General features: G+C 32.0%; 8 protein-coding genes. 2 read left to right on the top strand and 6 right to left on the bottom strand.

Features of this window, described 5'->3' with window-relative positions; all coding sequences use genetic code 11:
* Positions 1-436 precede the first annotated feature (436 nt).
* Positions 437-2,326 (top strand): polysaccharide biosynthesis protein, encoded by a 1,890-nt coding sequence (locus tag LOS86_RS11345; protein ID WP_231842218.1) that lies wholly within the window; start codon positions 437-439, stop codon positions 2,324-2,326.
* 248 nt (positions 2,327-2,574) lie between these two features.
* Here LOS86_RS11345 and glmS read toward each other — a convergent pair whose 3' ends face one another.
* The 6 genes from glmS to LOS86_RS11375 form a co-directional block, all read right to left on the bottom strand.
* Complete coding sequence (gene glmS, locus LOS86_RS11350; RefSeq protein ID WP_231842219.1) at positions 2,575-4,422, bottom strand: glutamine--fructose-6-phosphate transaminase (isomerizing); 1,848 nt, start codon at positions 4,420-4,422, stop codon at positions 2,575-2,577.
* Positions 4,423-4,573: 151 nt separating this feature from the next.
* Entirely contained in the window at positions 4,574-9,820 is a 5,247-nt protein-coding gene (locus LOS86_RS11355; RefSeq protein ID WP_231842220.1) for a PKD-like domain-containing protein, read from the bottom strand.
* A gap of 181 nt (positions 9,821-10,001) precedes the next feature.
* Positions 10,002-14,807, bottom strand: coding sequence for a PKD-like domain-containing protein (locus LOS86_RS11360; RefSeq protein ID WP_231842221.1), 4,806 nt, complete (start codon positions 14,805-14,807; stop codon positions 10,002-10,004).
* A gap of 220 nt (positions 14,808-15,027) precedes the next feature.
* On the bottom strand, positions 15,028-16,854 hold the full coding sequence (locus LOS86_RS11365) for a transcriptional regulator (protein WP_231842222.1): 1,827 nt from the start codon (positions 16,852-16,854) through the stop codon (positions 15,028-15,030).
* A 116-nt stretch (positions 16,855-16,970) separates the two neighbouring features.
* Complete coding sequence (locus LOS86_RS11370) at positions 16,971-18,401, bottom strand: OmpA family protein (protein ID WP_231842223.1); 1,431 nt, start codon at positions 18,399-18,401, stop codon at positions 16,971-16,973.
* Positions 18,402-18,553: 152 nt separating this feature from the next.
* Positions 18,554-19,156, bottom strand: coding sequence for a hypothetical protein (locus tag LOS86_RS11375; protein ID WP_231842224.1), 603 nt, complete (start codon positions 19,154-19,156; stop codon positions 18,554-18,556).
* A gap of 308 nt (positions 19,157-19,464) precedes the next feature.
* Between LOS86_RS11375 and LOS86_RS11380 the strand changes: the two genes are divergently transcribed.
* Entirely contained in the window at positions 19,465-22,296 is a 2,832-nt protein-coding gene (locus LOS86_RS11380) for a DUF8693 domain-containing protein (protein ID WP_231842225.1), read from the top strand.
* Positions 22,297-22,303: the final 7 nt, after the last annotated feature.

Consider the following 22,303-nt stretch of genomic DNA (forward strand, 5'->3'; position numbering starts at 1 on the left):
GAAAATTTACAAAAAAACTATAATTTATGCCATTGGTATATTTATTTAAATCCAAAGTCAGTATTTTTTATAGAAAAAATATATCAAATATAGATATTTATAAAATTTTCTTTTTATTGTGCGATTAAAAAAAAACTGAAACTTTTGTAATATTTTCATCAATATTTAATTTCAAGGAAATTTTATTTTAAACCAATTTTTTTAAATTAAATTTTAGTATTAAGTTGTCGCAATATAATAAGAAATTAATGTATATTTACAAATTGTATTAAAAAAAATTAAGCTATTTAAAAAAAAAATCAATTCATTAAAATACATATATTTTTTAGGTATGATTTAAAAAATAAATTTTTATACAATAAAAATATTACAATTATTCCATTTGATTTTAATAACTATCTAATTATATTTGTAAATACCAAATTATAAATAATCGATGAAGAAAAAAATACTATTCTCTTTACATTTTTTTAAGTCTATCAATATTTTACCAGCATGGTTAATTTTACTTTTTGACTTCATTATTATTAGTATCATAGCAACTTTAAGTTATATCGTTTACAAAAATTTAGGTGTTAACTTGCAAACAGATATACCTCCATTTGAAAGGTATACTATTTTACTAGCTGTTTATCTTCTTTCTTTTTTTATTTTTAAAACGTACAAAGGAATTTTGAGATACTCTTCTTTAAGAGATATTATTAAGATATTTAAAGCTGTATTTTTATCAACTTTAATTTTGGTTACTATAAATGAAATTAGCAGAAATTTTTATGAGAAAAATATTTTTATTTATTCCATTTTAATCAACGGAACTTTTTTTGGTTTTTTTGCTTTAATTGGCTTCAGACTTATAGTGAAAACTTTTTTTAATTACCTACACAAAAACGAATTCCCTGAATCTGAAAAAGAAAATATCGCAATAGTTGGGGTGAAAAGTGAAAATATTGCTTTGATTGAACCCTTAAATTCTATATCAAGCAAATACAATTTAATATGTTTTTTTGATCAAAACAACACTTTACAAGGTAAAAAAGTTTCAGGAATACCCGTACAAACAATAACACCCAATATTGTGACTGTTTTGAGATTTAAAAAAATAAAAAATCTCGTTTTACCTATAGGATACCTAGAGGAGAACGAAGAAAAAAAATTGTTAGAGGATTGTATTCAAAATAACATTAAAGTATACAAACCGGAGTTGTTACAAAAAACCAATCCATCACAAACAACAAATCTTAAAGAATACAACCTAGAGGAATTATTATTCAGAAAAAAAATAGATATTGACAATCCAAAAGTAATTGAACAATTCAACAATAAAACAATCATGGTAACTGGAGGAGCGGGGTCAATAGGTTCTGAATTGGCTAAACAATTAGCAGTATTTAATCCAAAAAAAATAATAGTACTAGATCAAGGGGAAACGCCTTTACACAACATACAATTGCATTTTGATAAGTACATATCCAACTGTGATTGTTGTTTTGAATTGGTTGATGTAACCAACAAAAAGGAAATCGGCCATGTGTTTGAAACTCACAAACCCGATATTGTTTTCCATGCCGCAGCATACAAACATGTCCCCGTTCTTGAAAAAAACTACAAACAAGCCATTAAAGTAAATGTATTTGGAACGCTAAACTGTTTAGAATTGGCACAAATACATGGCATAAAAAAATTTATCTTCGTTTCAACTGACAAAGCAGTTAATCCAACAAACATTATGGGTTCAAGTAAACGGATTGCAGAAATGTTAGCTCAAAATTTATTTTTTACTCAAAATGAAAAAAAGATGGAAATAATGATTACACGTTTTGGAAATGTTTTAGGTTCAAATGGGTCTGTGGTACATCTGTTCAAAGAACAAATTGCAAAAGGTGGCCCAATTACAGTTACCCATCCTGAAGTAAATCGATTTTTTATGACAATTCCCGAAGCATGTAAATTAGTGATTGAAGCAGGAGCTATGGGTAGTGGTGGAAACATCTATGTGTTTGACATGGGAAAATCCATAAAAATAGTTGATTTAGCAGAAAAAATGATACGACTTGCAGGAAAAATTCCTGGAAAAGACATTGAAATAAAATTTACAGGACTTAGACCAGGGGAAAAATTATACGAAGAAGTACTAACAGAATGTTCAGAAACCCTTCCAACATATCATCCTAAAATCGTAATTGCAAAAGAGACAGAAGAGAGAAAGTTTTCTAATCATGAGATTATAAATGCCTTGGAAAATTTCCAAAAAATAACAAGAAAAGAAACCATTACTATTATTAAAAATCTTGTCCCTGAATACCAACCTGAACATTCGATTGAATAGAAAAAAGTTTTAATTTAAATTAACTTTTCAACCTATAAAAAATAAGATGCAATTTTTAGTTACATTATTACTATAGTATAATTTATTTTAATTTATAAATATCTATATTGAATGATTCATTAAATCTTACTATAATTAGATAAACAATGTTCTAGTAATTAATTAACATCATATATAAAAAAACTAACTCTTTTTATATTTTATCGATTTTTTAGATTCTGCTGACTCTTTTGACTAACTATAAAAAGTTATTCTACGGTTACAGATTTTGCTAAATTTCTTGGTTGATCAACATTACAACCTCTTAAAACTGCAATATGATAAGACAATAACTGTAACGGAATTGTAGTTAATAATGGTGTAAATGGTTCGTTAGTTTCTGGAATTTCAATAACGTGATCTGCTAAAGCTTTTACTTGCGTATCTCCTTTAGTTACTACTGCAATAATTTTTCCACTTCTTGATTTAATTTCTTGAATGTTACTTACCACTTTATCATAGTGTCCTTTATTTGGTGCAATAACAATAACCGGCATGTGCTCATCAATTAAAGCAATAGGTCCGTGCTTCATTTCAGCTGCTGGATAACCTTCTGCATGAATATAAGAGATCTCTTTTAATTTCAAAGCTCCTTCTAAAGCTACTGGGAAATTATATCCTCTACCTAAATATAAGCAATTCGATGCGTCTTTGTAAATTTCGGCAATTTTTTTAGCAATATCATTTGTTAATAAAGCTTCTTCAACTTTTTCAGGTATCAACTCTAATTCAAGCAAATAACGTTGGTAATCAGAATTACTTAAAGTACCTTTAGCTTTAGCCAAACGAAGTGCTAACAAAGTAAGAATTGTAATTTGCGTAGTAAATGCTTTAGTAGATGCTACTCCAATTTCTGGTCCAGCGTGTGTATAAGCTCCTGCATGAGTTTCACGAGAAATGGAAGAACCTACCACATTACAAACTCCAAATACAAATGCTCCATTTTCTTTAGCCAACTTAATAGCGGCAAGAGTATCAGCAGTTTCACCAGATTGAGAAATTGCAATTACCACATCATCTTTATTAATAATAGGATTTCTATATCGGAATTCAGATGCGTATTCTACTTCAACAGGAATTCTTGAAAATTCTTCGATAATATATTCGGCTACCAATCCAGCATGCCATGAAGTTCCACATGCCACAACCAAGATTCGTTTAGCATTTAAGAATTTTTCCAAATTATCTTCCACACCCGACATTTGTACAATACCTTTATTAGCCAAAAGTCTTCCTCTATAAGTATCTTTGATTACACTTGGTTGCTCATAGATTTCTTTCATCATAAAATGATCGTAACCCCCTTTTTCAATTTGCTCTAAATTTAATTGAAGCTCTTGAATATAAGGGTCAACCAAAGAATCGTCTTTAATTTTTCTAACTTTTAATGGTTTGTGTAAACGCACAATTGCCATTTCTTCATCTTCTAAATATATAGCATTTGACGTATACTCGATAAAAGGTGTTGCATCAGAAGCAATAAAAAATTCTTCTTCTCCAATTCCAATTGCTAGTGGACTTCCTAAACGTGCTACTATAATTTCATCAGGTTTTTCAACATCAATTACTGCAATTGCATAAGCACCAATAACTTGGTTTAATGCAATTTGTACCGCATGACCTAACTTACAATTTTCTTTTTTCTTAACTTCTTCAATCAAGTTAACCAATACTTCAGTATCTGTATCCGATTTAAAAGTATAACCTCTTTTGATTAATTCTTGTTTTAAAGGTTCGTAATTTTCAATAATTCCATTATGAATAATTACTAATTTTCCAGAGTTTGAAAAATGAGGATGCGAATTAACATCATTAGGCACACCATGAGTAGCCCAACGCGTATGCCCCATACCTATTTTACCAATTGTTGTATTTTCTTCTTGCGCTTTTGCTTCTAAATCAGATACCTTACCTTTAGTTTTAGATAATTTTAATTCGTTACCATCATATAAGACGATACCTGCACTATCATAACCTCTATACTCTAAACGGTGTAATCCTTTAATAATTACAGAATAAGCATCTCTTTTGCCTATATATCCTACAATTCCACACATAACTATATAGTATAATTTTATTAATTCTATGTAACTACTTATTAGGTGACAAATCTACAAATTTTATAATTATTTTAACAATAAAACCGCCTCAAATAGTTTGAGACGGCTTGCATTGAGACGATTTTCAGAGTAAAACTATGAAATATAATTATTGCTTAACCATTTTAAACGTTTGTGTGTTAGCGCCTTGACGTACTATCACTAAATACATTCCTGCTGGATATTCATCTCCAATGGTATGGTTTGTGATTTCACTCGCTTCTACTGAATGACTCTCAATCATTTTTCCAGTTACATCATACACTTGGTAGAATAACGTTGCCGTTTCTCCTTCCATTGGTGTAATACTAAATGTGGTAGTAAATGGATTTGGATACGCCTTGAATTCCGAAATCATACTTGTCTTGATTTCGTCTTGATTTGATAAAGCACGTGCAGGTGCGTCTTTAAGTACCGTAATTGAACAAGCTGTTCCTTCTACTCCATATTCTGTTCCTCTTATAACTTGTACTCTAACTTGATATGTTGTGTCAAATGTATAACCCGTTAATTGTGAAAAACTAAACGAATTCGTAGCACTTTCAAACGATGTAACTAACGTTGTTCCAGCTTGGTTATAAACATTGAATTTATATCCCGTAGCATCAGATACAGAAACCGCATATATAGCATCAGTATATAATATACTAGTTCCACATTGTGCACTTTCGATTGCTGTTGTTGGTGGACCACTTAATGTAATGGTACACAAAGCACCTTCTAATCCATAAGAACCTTCTCCTTGTTTCACTTTTACCCCTACTTGATAACTAGCTCCTAATATATATGAAATATCCGTTATTCTAAAGAAATTATACGGACGCTCTAACTCGGTAATAAAAGTACCATTTGCATCATAAATGCTAAATGCATACATCGTTGCATTGGCAACAGATCTCGCATAAATACGATCCGCAATATCAATTGTTGACCCACACTGATTTACTACTAATGAAGTAGTTGGAATTGCAATAGTTACATTACATCTCGAACCTTGATCACCATAGAAACCATTACCACGTTTTACTCGTACCCCTACTTGATACGTCATACCATAGACTGAAGTAAATTCACTCATTCTAAAGAAATTAGATACCTTCTCTAATGTAGTTATAAGATTACCTTCACTATCATAGATATCAAATGCATAGGTAACTCCATCCCATACAGAAGAAGCGTAAACTCGGTCTTGAACATTTACAATTTGATTACATTGTGAAGCTTGGATTGCTGTAACTGGAGTAGCCAATGTTATTGAACACGCTGAACCCGCAAGACCATAAACTCCATTTCGCTTTACTCTAACTTTTACATTGTAAGTTGTCCCAAACTCAAAAGATGACAATACTTGAACAAATTGGAAAAAGTTTCCTCGTGTCTCATAAGTAGTTAATAAAGTACTACTGGTACTATCGTAAATATCAAATGCATACATGGTTGCGCCTGACACTGAACGTGTAAAAACACGCTCATTAAAGGCTACTGTACTTCCACAATTCGTCAAATTAGAATAATCTGGACAATCCACCGTTAAGCTAACTTCTTTTGAACCACCACATGGCGTTGTAAAAGATAAAGATACCGTATTGTTATTATTTGAAAAATTAATCGGATGATTTATAGAAACAGTAATACTATTTGTTCCTGCTCCACTCGATATGCTCATACCCTCAGGTAATGTCCAAACATAATTACTTCCAACTCCTGCTGCTACACTATAAGTTGCTGTTGTTAAACCACAAATATTTGATGGCCCGCCTATAGATGCATTTGCCGAAGAAACAAAAACACTTCTTGAAGGACTAGTACCACAACTTGCGGAATTAGCAACTACTGTAATACTTCCAGATTCAAATGAACTATCAAAGGTAACTAGAATAACACGTGTACCTTGTCCTGATACTAAAGTTACTCCTGTTGGTAGCGACCAAGTATAACTATCTGCCCCTGTTACAGGTATAATAGAATATGTATAAACACCATTTTGAGATGTCGTGTTGATGTTTCCATTCGTATCAACTGAATTTGAAGTAGCTCCACAAATAATACGCTCTCCATATATATATCCTGGTCTTGAAACTCCTGATATAGATAATGTTTGTAACTGACTAGAACCACATGGAGAAAGAGCTCTAACTGATAACGTTCCACTTACACTACCATTTGTTGTTACAGAAATAGTAGTGCCCGAACCATCGCCTTGTAAAGTCATACCCATGGGCAATGTCCATTCATAACTTGTAGCTCCTTCAACTGCAACTATACTATATTCATAACTACCAGCAGTACAAATTTGAGTTGAACCCGTTATAACACCAGGCAACTCAATACCTGCTACTGATAATGAACCTGTAGAAATAACACCATCTGAACCAATAGCAGATACTCGAATAGTACCTCTACTAAATGATGTATTATAGGTAATTTCTATTGAATTAGTATTTATTCCTGAAGTTACTAATGAACCTCCTGGAACTGTCCAAACATAACTAGTAGCTCCTTCAACAGGTAAAACGCTGTAAGACTCAGTAACTGAACCAGTAGAAACACAAACAACTGTTGAACCAGATATTGTCAAAGGTAAAACTTGTTTTGTTATAGGTAAAACAACAGGTAATGTCTCCGAACAACCATTAATTGCTTTAACAGTAATATTACCTCCAATAAATGTTGAACTAACACTAACCAAAATACTAGGTCCAGTAGAAGAAATTATTGTCATACCGGGTGGTAAATCCCATACATAACCCGTAGCACCACTAACTGGCAATACCGAATACGTTGCCTCGGTAGCTTCTGATGTTAAATTACGATCGCCTGTAATCGAACTTAGCCAACCTATTGCAACAACATTATCAGCACGGTACAATGCTTGAATTCCTGTATTAGGTGTAGTTATAGTTGCAGCATTTGTATTAGCACGATAATAAACCCCATCAACTGCCTTATTAGATAAAAGCGCACTATTAGAAGGAGCACTACTAAACAAACGAGCTCTTGCTGAAGCAGGTATTTCAATGTTTGCAATACTTCTAACAAAATTAATAGACCCTCCAGTTGCAGTAGCATCACATGCGTTATTAGCTGCTAAACCAAAATCGGCATATAAACTTAAAGCTATAGAACCCGCATATGTGGTTTTAATATTTCTATCAATATTAATATTTTTCCCACTGTAGGTTCTCAAAGTAATAAAACCTGTAGAGTTAATCCCAATTAATCCAGAACTATCAGAATTACTAATTAACAAATCTTCATTAGTATAAAGTGTTAAATTTCCAACAGGAACTGAAGTAGTTCCAGCTGTTATTTTTTTAATATAATTAGAAGTATTGGTTAAACTTGTAGCTCCACTACCATAAATTTCTAGGTGATTAGTAGCTATAGGTTGGGTTTGTGTTACACCAGAACTACTAAACAAACGCAATTTATCTGGATTAATATATTTATAAAACTCAATACCTCCTGAATAAATATCCATTTGATAACCACTATTGAAAGATATTCCTGTAGCATTATTACCAATTCTAACTTTACTAGTATTCGAAATTTTACCTATCTGAACAAAACTCGGATTACCAAAAGCTAATTTTTCAAAAATTTGAGGAATAGTTGTATCAGTAGCACTAGCCTTAAATGAGTTAGTATATGGTAATAAATAAATTTCTCCATTTGTATTCAATTGAGTAAAATTATCTCTAACAGTTCCTCCATCAAATTGCATTTTATCAGAAATGATTCTTACAATACCAGAGCCATAGTAACTATCTGCTACATTTTGAGTTTGACCAATATAACCCATGTTAAAATAAGTTCCTGTAAAATTAGCACTAGAGCTGTTTGTTTTATCTGTAAAAACAATTTCACCTCCATTTTTAGAATTTACAAAGGGACGTTGTGAAGTTAATGTGCCACCAGAAAAAGCAATACCTCGTGCATTAGCTGCTGCTGTACTTCCTGTTCCGGTAATAGAAATTAAACCATCACTAGCTTCTATCAGAGTATATCCTTCAATAATTACACCCCAAGGATTAGAACCCGCAAAATTTGTACAATCTCCTTCAACACTGATAGTTCCAGCTCCTTGAGTCAAAACATTTGAATTGGTTACTAATACTGCTCTTCCCGAAACACTACCTAATACATTCGAAAGTGAACCACGAATAACAATATTACCTCCAGAGCTACTAGAAGAATTCTTAGCATTAATAGAGGCATGGAATAAAGAAACACCTCCATAAGGTTTAGTACTCCATGGTAAAAATCCAACAGCACCCTTAGCAAAACCTGAATTTACATCAGTACCTCCTGCTAATAGAATATTACCACCATTAGATTTAATTTCTTCACCTCCATTTGCATCAGAAGTTCCAATTACAATTGCTCCTTGTCCGTTATCATCACTATCAGACCAATAGGTAATATTCCCACCTCCCGTTTGTACCTTTGCTCCTGAATTTTGAAATATGTTACCAGCAGCTTTAAGTGTTAATGAATTTGTATTAATTGAAGTTATTGATGAGTTTATTGTAAGTGAGGCCGTTGATTCTACTATTAAATTACCTTGTGATAATTTTGATATTACATCAGAAGAATTAATGTTTACATCATAATTTGTGTTAGGCGAAATTACCCCATTGGAATAACTCCACCCCGAACCCTCTGCAGCTCCACCAGATGCTACTATAGTAATATTTTGAACTGGTGTTTCAATAGAATTAATGTAAATACCAACATTTTTCCAACTAGAGTGATACGTAGAAGGGGTACTATCATAAGATGTATATGGATTTATGCTTGTACTAGTTATAGCAACGGTTCTTCCATATGGCTGTCCACTAACCAATAATGTACCCGTTGCATTATAAAAATACACTCTAAATGTTACACTAGTTCCAATAAAATCAGGTAGTGCATTTAAATTTATTGAAGTTAAACTATATCCAGCATATGTACTAAATTCTCCAAGACTAGTAGCATAATTATCAACACTCCATCTCAATTGTGCCTTTCCATCTCGATGATCGAAAGCATATAATACGAATCGATCAAAATCAATTTTTTTAGTCGAATTAAGATTAATTTGATATTCTACATATGGTGCAGTACTAATATTAAGTGTGGTTGATGAATTCATACTTCCGAAAAAATATCTTGAATCATCTCTTAAAACTAACCCTGAATAACTCTCTGTTGCAGTTACACCATGACCAGAAATTACATAGTTCGACGACCTTGGATAAGATGCTGTACTAGTACTTTCCAATCCAGACCAACCAGCCAAAATAACTTGTGAATAATTTACATTAAATGCTAATGTAAAAATTAATAAAAGGTAAAATAATTTTTGTTTCATAGATTTATTATTAATAATTAATAAAATTAGAAAAAAAACAATAAATAGGATATAGAAAAAATATAGATTTTAAAACCTTTTCAAATATTTAAAATATTGATAATCAAATATTTAAAATATTACATTAAAAACCGTCTCAAATAGTTTGAGACGGTTTTCAGAGTAAAACTATGAAATATAATTATTGCTTAACCATTTTAAACGTTTGTGTGTTAGCGCCTTGACGTACTATCACTAAATACATTCCTGCTGGATATTCATCTCCAATGTTATGGTTTGTGATTTCACTCGACTCTACCGAACGGCTTTCAATCATTTTTCCAGTTACATCATACACTTGGTAGAATAACGTTGCCGTTTCTCCTTCCATTGGTGTAATACTAAATGTGGTAGTAAATGGATTTGGATACGCCTTGAATTCCGAAATCATACTTGTCTTGATTTCGTCTTGATTTGATAAAGCACGTGCAGGTGCGTCTTTAAGTACCGTAATTGAACAAGCTGTTCCTTCTACTCCATATTCTGTTCCTCTTATAACTTGTACTCTAACTTGATATGTTGTGTCAAATGTATAACCCGTTAATTGTGAAAAACTAAACGAATTCGTAGCACTTTCAAACGATGTAACTAACGTTGTTCCAGCTTGGTTATAAACATTGAATTTATATCCCGTAGCATCAGATACAGAAACCGCATATATAGCATCAGTATATAATATACTAGTTCCACATTGTGCACTTTCGATTGCTGTTGTTGGTGGACCACTTAATGTAATGGTACACAAAGCACCTTCTAATCCATAAGAACCTTCTCCTTGTTTCACTTTTACCCCTACTTGATAACTAGCTCCTAATATATATGAAATATCCGTTATTCTAAAGAAATTATACGGACGCTCTAACTCGGTAATAAAAGTACCATTTGCATCATAAATGCTAAATGCATACATCGTTGCATTGGCAACAGATCTCGCATAAATACGATCCGCAATATCAATTGTTGACCCACACTGATTTACTACTAATGAAGTAGTTGGAATTGCAATAGTTACATTACATCTCGAACCTTGATCACCATAGAAACCATTACCACGTTTTACTCGTACCCCTACTTGATACGTCATACCATAGACTGAAGTAAATTCACTCATTCTAAAGAAATTAGATACCTTCTCTAATGTAGTTATAAGATTACCTTCACTATCATAGATATCAAATGCATAGGTAACTCCATCCCATACAGAAGAAGCGTAAACTCGGTCTTGAACATTTACAATTTGATTACATTGTGAAGCTTGGATTGCTGTAACTGGAGTAGCCAATGTTATTGAACACGCTGAACCCGCAAGACCATAAACTCCATTTCGCTTTACTCTAACTTTTACATTGTAAGTTGTCCCAAACTCAAAAGATGACAATACTTGAACAAATTGGAAAAAGTTTCCTCGTGTCTCATAAGTAGTTAATAAAGTACTACTGGTACTATCGTAAATATCAAATGCATACATGGTTGCGCCTGACACTGAACGTGTAAAAACACGCTCATTAAAGGCTACTGTACTTCCACAATTCGTCAAATTAGAATAATCTGGACAATCCACCGTTAAGCTAACTTCTTTTGAACCACCACATGGCGTTGTAAAAGATAAAGATACCGTATTGTTATTATTTGAAAAATTAATCGGATGATTTATAGAAACAGTAATACTATTTGTTCCTGCTCCACTCGATATGCTCATACCCTCAGGTAATGTCCAAACATAATTACTTCCAACTCCTGCTGCTACACTATAAGTTGCTGTTGTTAAACCACAAATATTTGATGGCCCGCCTATAGATGCATTTGCCGAAGAAACAAAAACACTTCTTGAAGGACTAGTACCACAACTTGCGGAATTAGCAACTACTGTAATACTTCCAGATTCAAATGAACTATCAAAGGTAACTAGAATAACACGTGTACCTTGTCCTGATACTAAAGTTACTCCTGTTGGTAGCGACCAAGTATAACTATCTGCCCCTGTTACAGGTATAATAGAATATGTATAAACACCATTTTGAGATGTCGTGTTGATGTTTCCATTCGTATCAACTGAATTTGAAGTAGCTCCACAAATAATACGCTCTCCATATATATATCCTGGTCTTGAAACTCCTGATATAGATAATGTTTGTAACTGACTAGAACCACATGGAGAAAGAGCTCTAACTGATAACGTTCCACTTACACTACCATTTGTTGTTACAGAAATAGTAGTGCCCGAACCATCGCCTTGTAAAGTCATACCCATGGGCAATGTCCATTCATAACTTGTAGCTCCTTCAACTGCAACTATACTATATTCATAACTACCAGCAGTACAAATTTGAGTTGAACCCGTTATAACACCAGGCAACTCAATACCTGCTACTGATAATGAACCTGTAGAAATAACACCATCTGAACCAATAGCAGATACTCGAATAGTACCTCTACTAAATGATGTATTATAGGTAATTTCTATTGAATTAGTATTTATTCCTGAAGTTACTAATGAACCTCCTGGAACTGTCCAAACATAACTAGTAGCTCCTTCAACAGGTAAAACGCTGTAAGACTCAGTAACTGAACCAGTAGAAACACAAACAACTGTTGAACCAGATATTGTCAAAGGTAAAACTTGTTTTGTTATAGGTAAAACAACAGGTAATGTCTCCGAACAACCATTAATTGCTTTAACAGTAATATTACCTCCAATAAATGTTGAACTAACACTAACCAAAATACTAGGTCCAGTAGAAGAAATTATTGTCATACCGGGTGGTAAATCCCATACATAACCCGTAGCACCACTAACTGGCAATACCGAATACGTTGCCTCGGTAGCTTCTGATGTTAAATTACGATCGCCTGTAATCGAACTTAGCCAAGTTAATCTTGGAAAAGTAACTACTTCAACAGCAACTCGATTACTTTCAAGACTTGAAATACTTTGAGTAACATAATAAGTACCAGTAGACAAAGATGCATTTGAGCTAAGCGGACTACCACCCTCCACAACATCATACCATTTTAAATCGGTACCTGTTGCTACTAAATCAGCAACTGTTGCTCCATTACAAAAAACTTGTGAGCTTGAGGTAGTGGGTGGACTTATAGTATTTAGCCAAATTGCATACAAAGTAAGATTAGTTCCTGCTATATAAGAAGCTCCAGCTGCATAAGAAGTTCCCGAACCATTAGAATTTGTATTCCAACCTCCAAAACCAAAACCATCCTTAGCTAAAGAACCTGCACTTGCAATTGTTGTAGATCCAGAATAAGTACCAACTGCTGGAACGGTTCCCGATGTATTTCCGTTTCCTACATATGTAATGGTATAACTACCCGCTGATAAAGAACTAAAAACAGGCACTAAGGTCACATTTTGAGAAACTGTAAAAGTGTACGGATTTGAGGTTGATGCTGCACCAGTACCACCAGAAACATAATCCCATCGAACAAATTGTTGACCACTATTTGGAATAGCAGTTAGCGTCACAGATGAACCAGCTTGGTAGACATCTCCATAAATAGTTCCACCATTAACCGTACCTCCAGAAGCACCATTCACTTTTACTATATAAAGCACTTGATTCAATTCAGATTCTATGGCACCTCTAGAAGGTGTAGAAGCGCTTCTGCTAGCAGAAACTTGATCTTGTAATACTTCATGACCTACAGCACTAGTACCAAGTAAATTTATCCAAGAACCACCTGCAAAATAGGCAATTGCAGGAGAAACATTGTTATTGTTTGAAAAACGAGTAGGAACACCTCTATTGGCACTTTGAGAAACAAAAGATCCAACTTGTAATGTAGGAGCTACAGACCCTTGATTGTCATATAAAAATGGCCTATAAATCTGATCTCCGATTTCAGTACCGTTCGTATCCGTAATTCTAGAAAGTAATCCTCCAGAAAATATCGAGTTATTTGATCCATTACTAGCTCCAGTATATTGAACATTTCCGGTGTTAACTCCTAAACTTGCTGGTAAAGCAGCATGATAAATAGAATAATAAATTTGAATTCCTCCTGGAGAAGAAAATGGTTGAAAATCATCCAAAACATATCCAGTAGGATTGGTAACCGATCCTGTAGTTCTTCTATAATTATGAGCAAATAATGAATTTACAATATAAACATTACCTCCATTATTTCCTATTGCTCCACCACTATAGTTACCAAAAGCAACATTACCAGTGGCTGAACTATTGATAAAATAAACAGTTCCACGATAATTATTAATTGCCCCCCCAATTTCAGTACTTTGATTATTAGATAATGTGGAATTGTTAAAATATAATACAGAACCTGATTGGCACTCTGCAGCACCACCACCTCCGTTAGACACGGTAGATCTGTTTTCTACCATAGTACTCTCTTCAAAATATACTCTAGCGGTTCCACTAACAAGGATTCCTCCACCGTAACCTGCAGCATTTCTTCTTATGAAAGAGTTTTTAAAATAAGCGGTTCCATAAATTGCAAGTCCACCACCACCGGTAAACCCAGAAGACAAACTGTTAGAAATAATAGAATTATTAACTCGTAATGTTGTACCATTTGCAGCATTAATTGCTCCTCCAAATGATACCGCACCTCCTTTAATAGTTACATCATTTAATGTAATATTTGCACCTGATGACAATTGAAACACTCTAAAACCAGAAGGACTGGAATTGTAGCGACCCATATCATCTAATCCTGGTCTTGGAACAGATATTTCATATCCATTCCCTTGAAATGTAAGTGTTTTACCAGAAATAGCAATTTGGTTATCAATTACAATATTAGTTGTAAAATTGATAATATCACCATTTGAAGCAGCAGAAATTGCTGAAGTTAGTTCAGAATAACTAGAAACATTTCTTGTTGTTTGTGCAACCAAAAAAGTAGTGCAAAACAGCAACAAAAAAGCTAGTAATTCCTGCTTTTTTAATTTTTTTAGTAATTTGATTTTCATAGTCGTAGAGATTTTTTAAGAGTTGTTGTTGATTTAACTTTAAGATAAAACTTATAAATATTTTTTTGATTAACCTAGATACTAAATAATTATATTAATGAAAATTAATGAATAACTATTTATGTAAACTAATCAAATTAATTTTTTAAATAATATAATTGAATCAGTGTACAAAACTAAGCTAATTTTTCACAATAAACATATAGAAAAAATATAGATTTTACATGATATGCAAAAATTCAACTAATTCATTATCAGAAGAAAAGCTCATTTTCTTACGAATTAAATATCGCTTACTAATAACACTTTCATAAGAGATATTAATTAAGGTAGCCATTTCTTTATTACTTAAATTTAATTTGATTAAAATTAAAAAATCAATATCTTTTTTGGTTAAATTAGGATACTTTGATTTTATAGTAGCAATAAAATCAGGATGCATATTAGCAAACTTTAACTGAAATTCTTTCCAATAATCATCGTTATCAAAATGACGAACTATTTGTTTGGTAATTTTAGACAAAATCTTTTTATCCAATTGAAATTCATTAACAGATAAATAGTCCAAAATTTTTTCTTTTACTTGATAAATTTTTAATTGCAACGCGGTTAATTCTCGTTCTTTGGTTTGCGTTATTTCGGTTTTGTATTGCAATTCAACTTCTTTTAATTTAGCCCGTTTTTCATGCAACATCTTTTCTTGTTCTAATTGTGCTAAAATTAGTTGCTGTATTTTGTTTTTCTTTCTTTGTTTATCTATTAAAAACACAATCAACAAAACTAATAGTAATATCGAAACCAACACCACTGCATTTTGTAGCTTTAAATTGGAAACTTGTAATTCTAAATTTTTATTTTTATCGATGGTGGTATTTAATTCATACAGGTTTAATTTTTTTTGTAAAGCCTCAAATGAATTGTTTTTATCTCGGTCGTGATAGAATTTTTGGAGTTTTTTGAGTACATCAAAATGATTCTTGGCATCTCCAACTTTAGCATAATACAAAGCTAAGGTTTCAAAATAAAATATTTTTTCTTGTGGATTAGCTTCCACTATCATCTCGGAAGTGTTATATTTTAAAATCTCGTTTAAAGCAGTGTAATTACTTAATTGTAATTGACAACCAATATAATACGTATAGACTTCTAAAGATAAATGAGGTAGATTTGTATATAAATAATCAAATGATGTTTTTAAATAGGATAAGGCATTTCTAAAATTTCCATTTCTATAATAATATTTTCCAATACGACTCAAACAAAAATGTTCATTTCTTTTGTCTGTAATTTCACGAAACCCTTTCAAAGATAGATTGAAATAATCTAGAGCCTCCTTACGATTTAATTCAGCGTAACTTTCTCCAATATTCATTAATGCCACATACTTGTTTTGCAAATTGTTAGCTTCATTAACACTAAAAAAAGGCAATACCAATTTATAATTTGTTATTGCCCCTTCATAATCCCCAATATTGAATTGAATATTAGCTTGACGTAACAATTGAATATTATACAAACGCTTGTCACCCAATTTTTCTAATTGAGGCAACAATTCGGTTGATAGTTCTAGTGCTTTATTATAATTGGATTTGGCATAATAAACAGCCGATATTTCACTTTCTACTTTTAAAATGTTTTTTTCATCATCTAAAGCAGTATATAATTTTTTAGCTAAATCTAAATTTTGAAGAGCCAAATCAAATTTTCCAAACAACTTCTGTGTATTGGCTATATTACACAAGATATTGGCTTTTGATTGCTTATTATGAGATGATTCAGAATTATACGCTTTAACAAAATGCAAAAGCGCGTTATCATAATCCCCTACCAAAGCATGATAAATTCCTATATCATTTTGTGTTTTGCTTACGAGACTATCTGGTAATTTTGGCAATACCAATATGGAATCTAAATATTGTTTTGAAAGTTCGGGGTTTGAAAACTGAACTTTTGAAAAGGAACGAAATAAGCGTTCATAAGCTTTTCTAGATTGACTCCAAGATAAAGTTGCAAATAATAAAAAAAGTAAAATAATATTTTTTTTCATAGTATTGAAGAAAGTAACACATTAAAATTAGAAAAATATTTCAATTAATACAAAAAATAGCACAAAAAAAAGACCTGTAATCAACTTACAGGCCTTATAACACTTTATTTTATAAATTAATCCACTTTAAACACCACTCTTCTTACTAACTGACGAGCTAATTTAGAATCTTTTGGAACAGAATTATCAGCCCCTTTAACCACTAATTTCAAACGATTAGGATCAATTCCAGAACGAACCAACATCTCCATAACACGCTGTGCTCTTTTTCTAGAGAGAGCTATATTATAATTTGCATCCCCCATTTCATCAGCATATCCAATAACCTCCGCATTAGCGGTTGGATTCGCATTCAAATATTTAATTAAGAAGTTAATAGCAGAAATAGTACCTGTAGTAATACGAGTATCATCAAAATCAAAGAACACATTTACATACTGACCGTTAATCATTTGCTTCATTTGAGCACTTGAATACTCCCCTGAAGCCATATTATTAATAACCGTTTGCATATCGCCATACTTATTATTGATGTAACGCTCTAACTCGTCTGGCACCCCATTATTATTTAAATCAATAGCACGACCTTTAGTATCTACAGCCACACCACCAATAGTATTATTTTCAACGTCTAAATAATCAGGAACACCATCTCTATCGGTATCATTCATCATTGTTTCGAGTTCTTCAACTCGCGCTAACAAATCTTGATATTCGTCTTTCACATTTAAGTTTTCCCAGTACCAATCGGCATGACGTTCTTTTTTTCCAAAATAAAAAGTAGCTCCAAATGATGTAGTGTAAACTGTTCCAGTTCTACTCAAACTAGGATCTAATCTAGTCTGTCCATCTAATGTAACATGATGAGTTAAATTACTTATCATGGTAAAATCCAAATTAAAAGCTAACTTATCCGATATTTTTATCAATGCAGTTGCACCACCAATAATACTAAATAAGTTATCATAATGATTAAAAGTTGAAGTTTCTGGCGCTTCTAAAAATGAAAAACCGGGACCTAAATGTAATTGCAAACCAAAAGTTTCCGTAAATTCTTCCCAATTAAAGGCACGATGAATATTCATCACCCCTTGAAAACTGGTACGGTACATATTGTTACTAAAATCAGGACTTCCCGAATCGGCAGTAAAATTATCATATCCAAAATCCCACATTACCCCAAACTTGGTATTGAACATTCTACGAACATTCAAATCAAAATGATTGAACTCCGGTTTGGTAAAATAATTAGGAGTAGTAGCGTAATAGCCATCCGTAAAAGGACGAATACCTATATTAGTACCCACATTCAAATTAACCGACCAACGGTTATAGTTTTTTTCACGATCTTTAGGATGCACCGTATCAGAAACTGTCTTGTTGATTACCTTATTTGGAATGTAAACAGAATCTCTTTTTTCAGAATCAGTTGTTTCAACAGCCTCTTTTTTTTCAGGTCTAGTTTCTGAATCCTTTTGTTCCTGTGCTATACCAAGCGAAAAAACAAGAATAGATGAAAAAACAAAATACTTTTTTAACAAATTCATAAGAATGATATTATTTTTTTATAGTTAGCAAAATTAATATTTTTTTTTTATATGGTTAACAACTTATTAAAAATTAAACAAAAAAGAACTTTTTCTTAACCCATCACCTATCACCTATCACCCATAACCCATAACCCATCACCCATCATCCATCACCAAAACCTCTCAAAAGAATCTCTCGTAATTTTCTTACTTGAAAAAACATAGGATACTTTAAGACCAATAGCTGAATAAAAAGAAGTCCCTTTCGTTGTAAAATCAGATGCATGCCCTAATCCTACATGAGCATTAAATAAAAGGTTAGAGTATAAATTACGTTGGATCCCCCAATGCACTTCATATAACATCATATTACTTAGAGGAGTTTTTTGGTCAAACAAACGTTGTGTGAGAAATTTATTTTGAAGTGCAAAATAACTACCCTCTCCATTAAGTGTGGGTAATTTTTTAGCCACACGAACATAACGGTTGTAATAGTACTTAAACTCCGATTTTAAATAGAAAGTGGGATTTAACAAATTTTTTTGAAATCTAACTTCATCCTTAGGCAAATGTGCACCAGAAGAAAAGCCGAGCCCCGAATCCAAAGACAACACTTTAGATATCGGAAATTCATAATTAACCCCCAAGCTTAACAAAGAAAACTCGGCTTTTTGTAAGTAAGGTAATGCGGTTGTATCTGCAATAGTTTCTTGAGATGTAATTAAATTACTCAAAAGTATAAAAGCAACTAATGTAAATTTATCAAAATTCATATTCAAATCGTGTTAGTATAACAAAGTTAATTTAATTTTAGTTACAAAACACATATAAATTATAACATTTTTAAAAAAAAACAACTAAAACCTCAATAAACACTTAGGCTAAAACATTTATTAAAAAAAAACAATCAGTTATTACAAAAACTAGACACCCACATCTCAACCACAAACAACAAACCATAAACAACAAACAACAAACCACAAACCATAAACCATAAACAACAAACCAAATTCAACAATAAAATAAGTTTTGTAATTCGATAATTTAGATTATATTTGCATAAAACATATTAGATAACAAAATGAATTCATTATTAAAAATATTAGTTTGTTGCACTATTCTTTTTAGTTGCCATTCTCACGCACAAGGAGTATTTACAACTCAGGCTTCTGGAAATTGGGATTCACCAAGTACTTGGACATTATCAAGCGGAGCAGATTCTGATGGAATTCCTGACGATGATGACGATGTGATAATTGGAAACCACAATATTGCAATTAATGTAAATGCCTTTTGTAACAGTATAAGATGTATTGGAGCGCTATCTGGAAGTTCGATAATTAATGTAAAAAACGGAATCAAGTTAATGGTTTATAATGATATTATTGTTGAACCAAACGATAATTATGATGTAAATGTTTTTATTGATGGTATCGGTGAAATTGAAACTAACAACCTCCAAGTTGGTTTATCTTTTATAGACAATACATTCCCTAATACTACAAGATTAACAACATTAAATATCAGCAATATTAGCTATTTAAAAATTAATGGGAATTTAATATCAACAACCCCTGTTAATACAAATCCTGTTGCTTACAATGAGTCGAGAATAAGACATCGCTCAGGCACTATAGATTTATATGGTATTTTTGATATTCAGGTTGGAAACCCTGGTCCAAGTGGATTAGGTTACAGAACTGACAATTCTAGTCAAGGAGACAGTTATATTATTATAAGAAATGGAGTACCTAACATTTCAGGAACCGGCCAAACTGCTCCAACTTTTAGTGGCGGGACAATTGAATTTAATACTACTGCGACAGGAACCTATATTCTACCCGTATTGGTATACAAAAATTTAATATTAAATTCAAACAGGACTTTTAGAACCACTAATGCAATTATGAAAATTAATGAAAATGGTAAATTATACTTAACAAAAGGAACATTATTTGCCCAAAGTGCTGGAGCCGCACTAGGTTTTGATAATAATACTGAAATAATTATATCTTCAGGTGTAATTACAAACGCTGACCAACATAGACCAAGACTAACAAACATCAATAATAAAATAGATGTTACATATAATGAAAAAAGTACTGCAATTACAACAGGGAAGGAATTGATACCAGTATTCAATAACATACCTGTAAGCTCTGCTTTAAGAAATTTAAATATAAACAATTCAAATGGAATCATTGTAAACAATTTGATTCAAACAGAAAATTTAAACGCAAATATAACAACAGGTATATCTGGTTCAGGAAACATAAAAATTTCTAATACATTAAACATACAAGACAATACCCAATTATCAATGACAGATAATATCTTAACTCTTTCCTCAACATCTGAAAACACTGCGAGAATTAATCAATTATCAACAACTTCAGAAATTTTTGGAAATATCAAAGTTGAAAGATATTTACCAAACAACAAAAGACAATGGAGACTATTAACTGCTCCTTTAAAAGGAAATTCTAATAATTCTGTTTACTACAATTGGCAAAACAATGGAATTGATGATGGTTTTACTGGTGCTGAAATTTGGGGTCCAGATGGAAATTGGGATTTTGGTTTTGATGGAAATGGACTTGTATTGATAAATAACTCGAGTTACAATTTAAGAAAATTTAATAATAATTCTGGGACATGGTCAAATGTTACTAACACAATTAACGAAAATCTGTTTGAAGAAACTTTAAACAAAGGATTTTTATTTTTTGTAACACATCCTTTTCTTTCAGGCACTGATTTTTCTGGCGGATTCTATTCTGACCCATTATCTACTACTTTAATTGCTTCAGGACAATTAATAACTGGAAATGTAAATTATTCTAATATTTTAAATAATAAATTTTATCTTATAGGCAATCCCTATGCCAGTCCAATTGATTTTGAAGAAGTTCTGGCTGAACCAGAAAATAGTGGAATTGATAAGGTTTGGTTCATAGATCCAACAATAGGCACTCTAGGTAGCTATGTAACTTGGCAAGAAGGTGTTGGTTTTAGCAATGTTAATAGCTCTTTTAATGGCAATAGTAGTCTGGTTTTTCAATCAGGAGAAGCGTTTTTTGTAAGAGCGACAACCACAACTTCTACTTTAACTATTAAAGAAGCTCATAAAACCGATGGCGTTACTAATACTACTTTAAACAGAAATACCAATCAATCTAATACCACGAATTATGAGTTGTTTCGCATCTTGTTAGAAAAACAAATCGAGAACAATTTTGTAAATGCAGACGGATGTGTTGTAGCATTTTATACGGGAGGAAACAATGAAGTAGATAGTGCTGATGGTAATAAATTAAGCAACCCGGGTGAAAATATTGCCTTAGTTAATTCAACAAGTTTACTATCTATAGAGCACAGAAATTCCATTGAAACCAATGATTTTTTAACGTTACGTATTAGTAACGCAACTGTAGGCACTAATTATAAATTAAAATTATATACCGAAAATTTTGAATTTGACGGATACGCTTATTTACAAGATTTATTTTTAGGCTCAACAACTGAAATACCTTTAGACGGTAGTGTATTTGAATACGAATACCAAATTACAGAAAATACAGCAAGCACAGGAAGTCGTTTTAAAATTTTATTTCAAAATACTGCATTAAGTAATTCTGAATTTACAGCTTCTGATTTTATGCTTTACCCTAATCCAGTAAATGCAAATGAATCATTTACTATTAAGTTTCATTCAAAAGCTAATGAGGTAGGAAGTTTTGATTGTAAAATTTATAATGCTTTAGGTCAACTTATACAAAATAACCATCTCGATGTAGTAAATGGAAGTATTACTATACCGTTAATAAGTAATTTTAAAAGTGGTGCATATTTTGTAGAAATACTAAATACACTTACCCAAACAAAAACTACTAAATCTTTGATAATTGAATAAAACACAA

Source organism: Flavobacterium cyclinae (assembly GCF_021172145.1).
Lineage (GTDB): Bacteria > Bacteroidota > Bacteroidia > Flavobacteriales > Flavobacteriaceae > Flavobacterium > Flavobacterium cyclinae.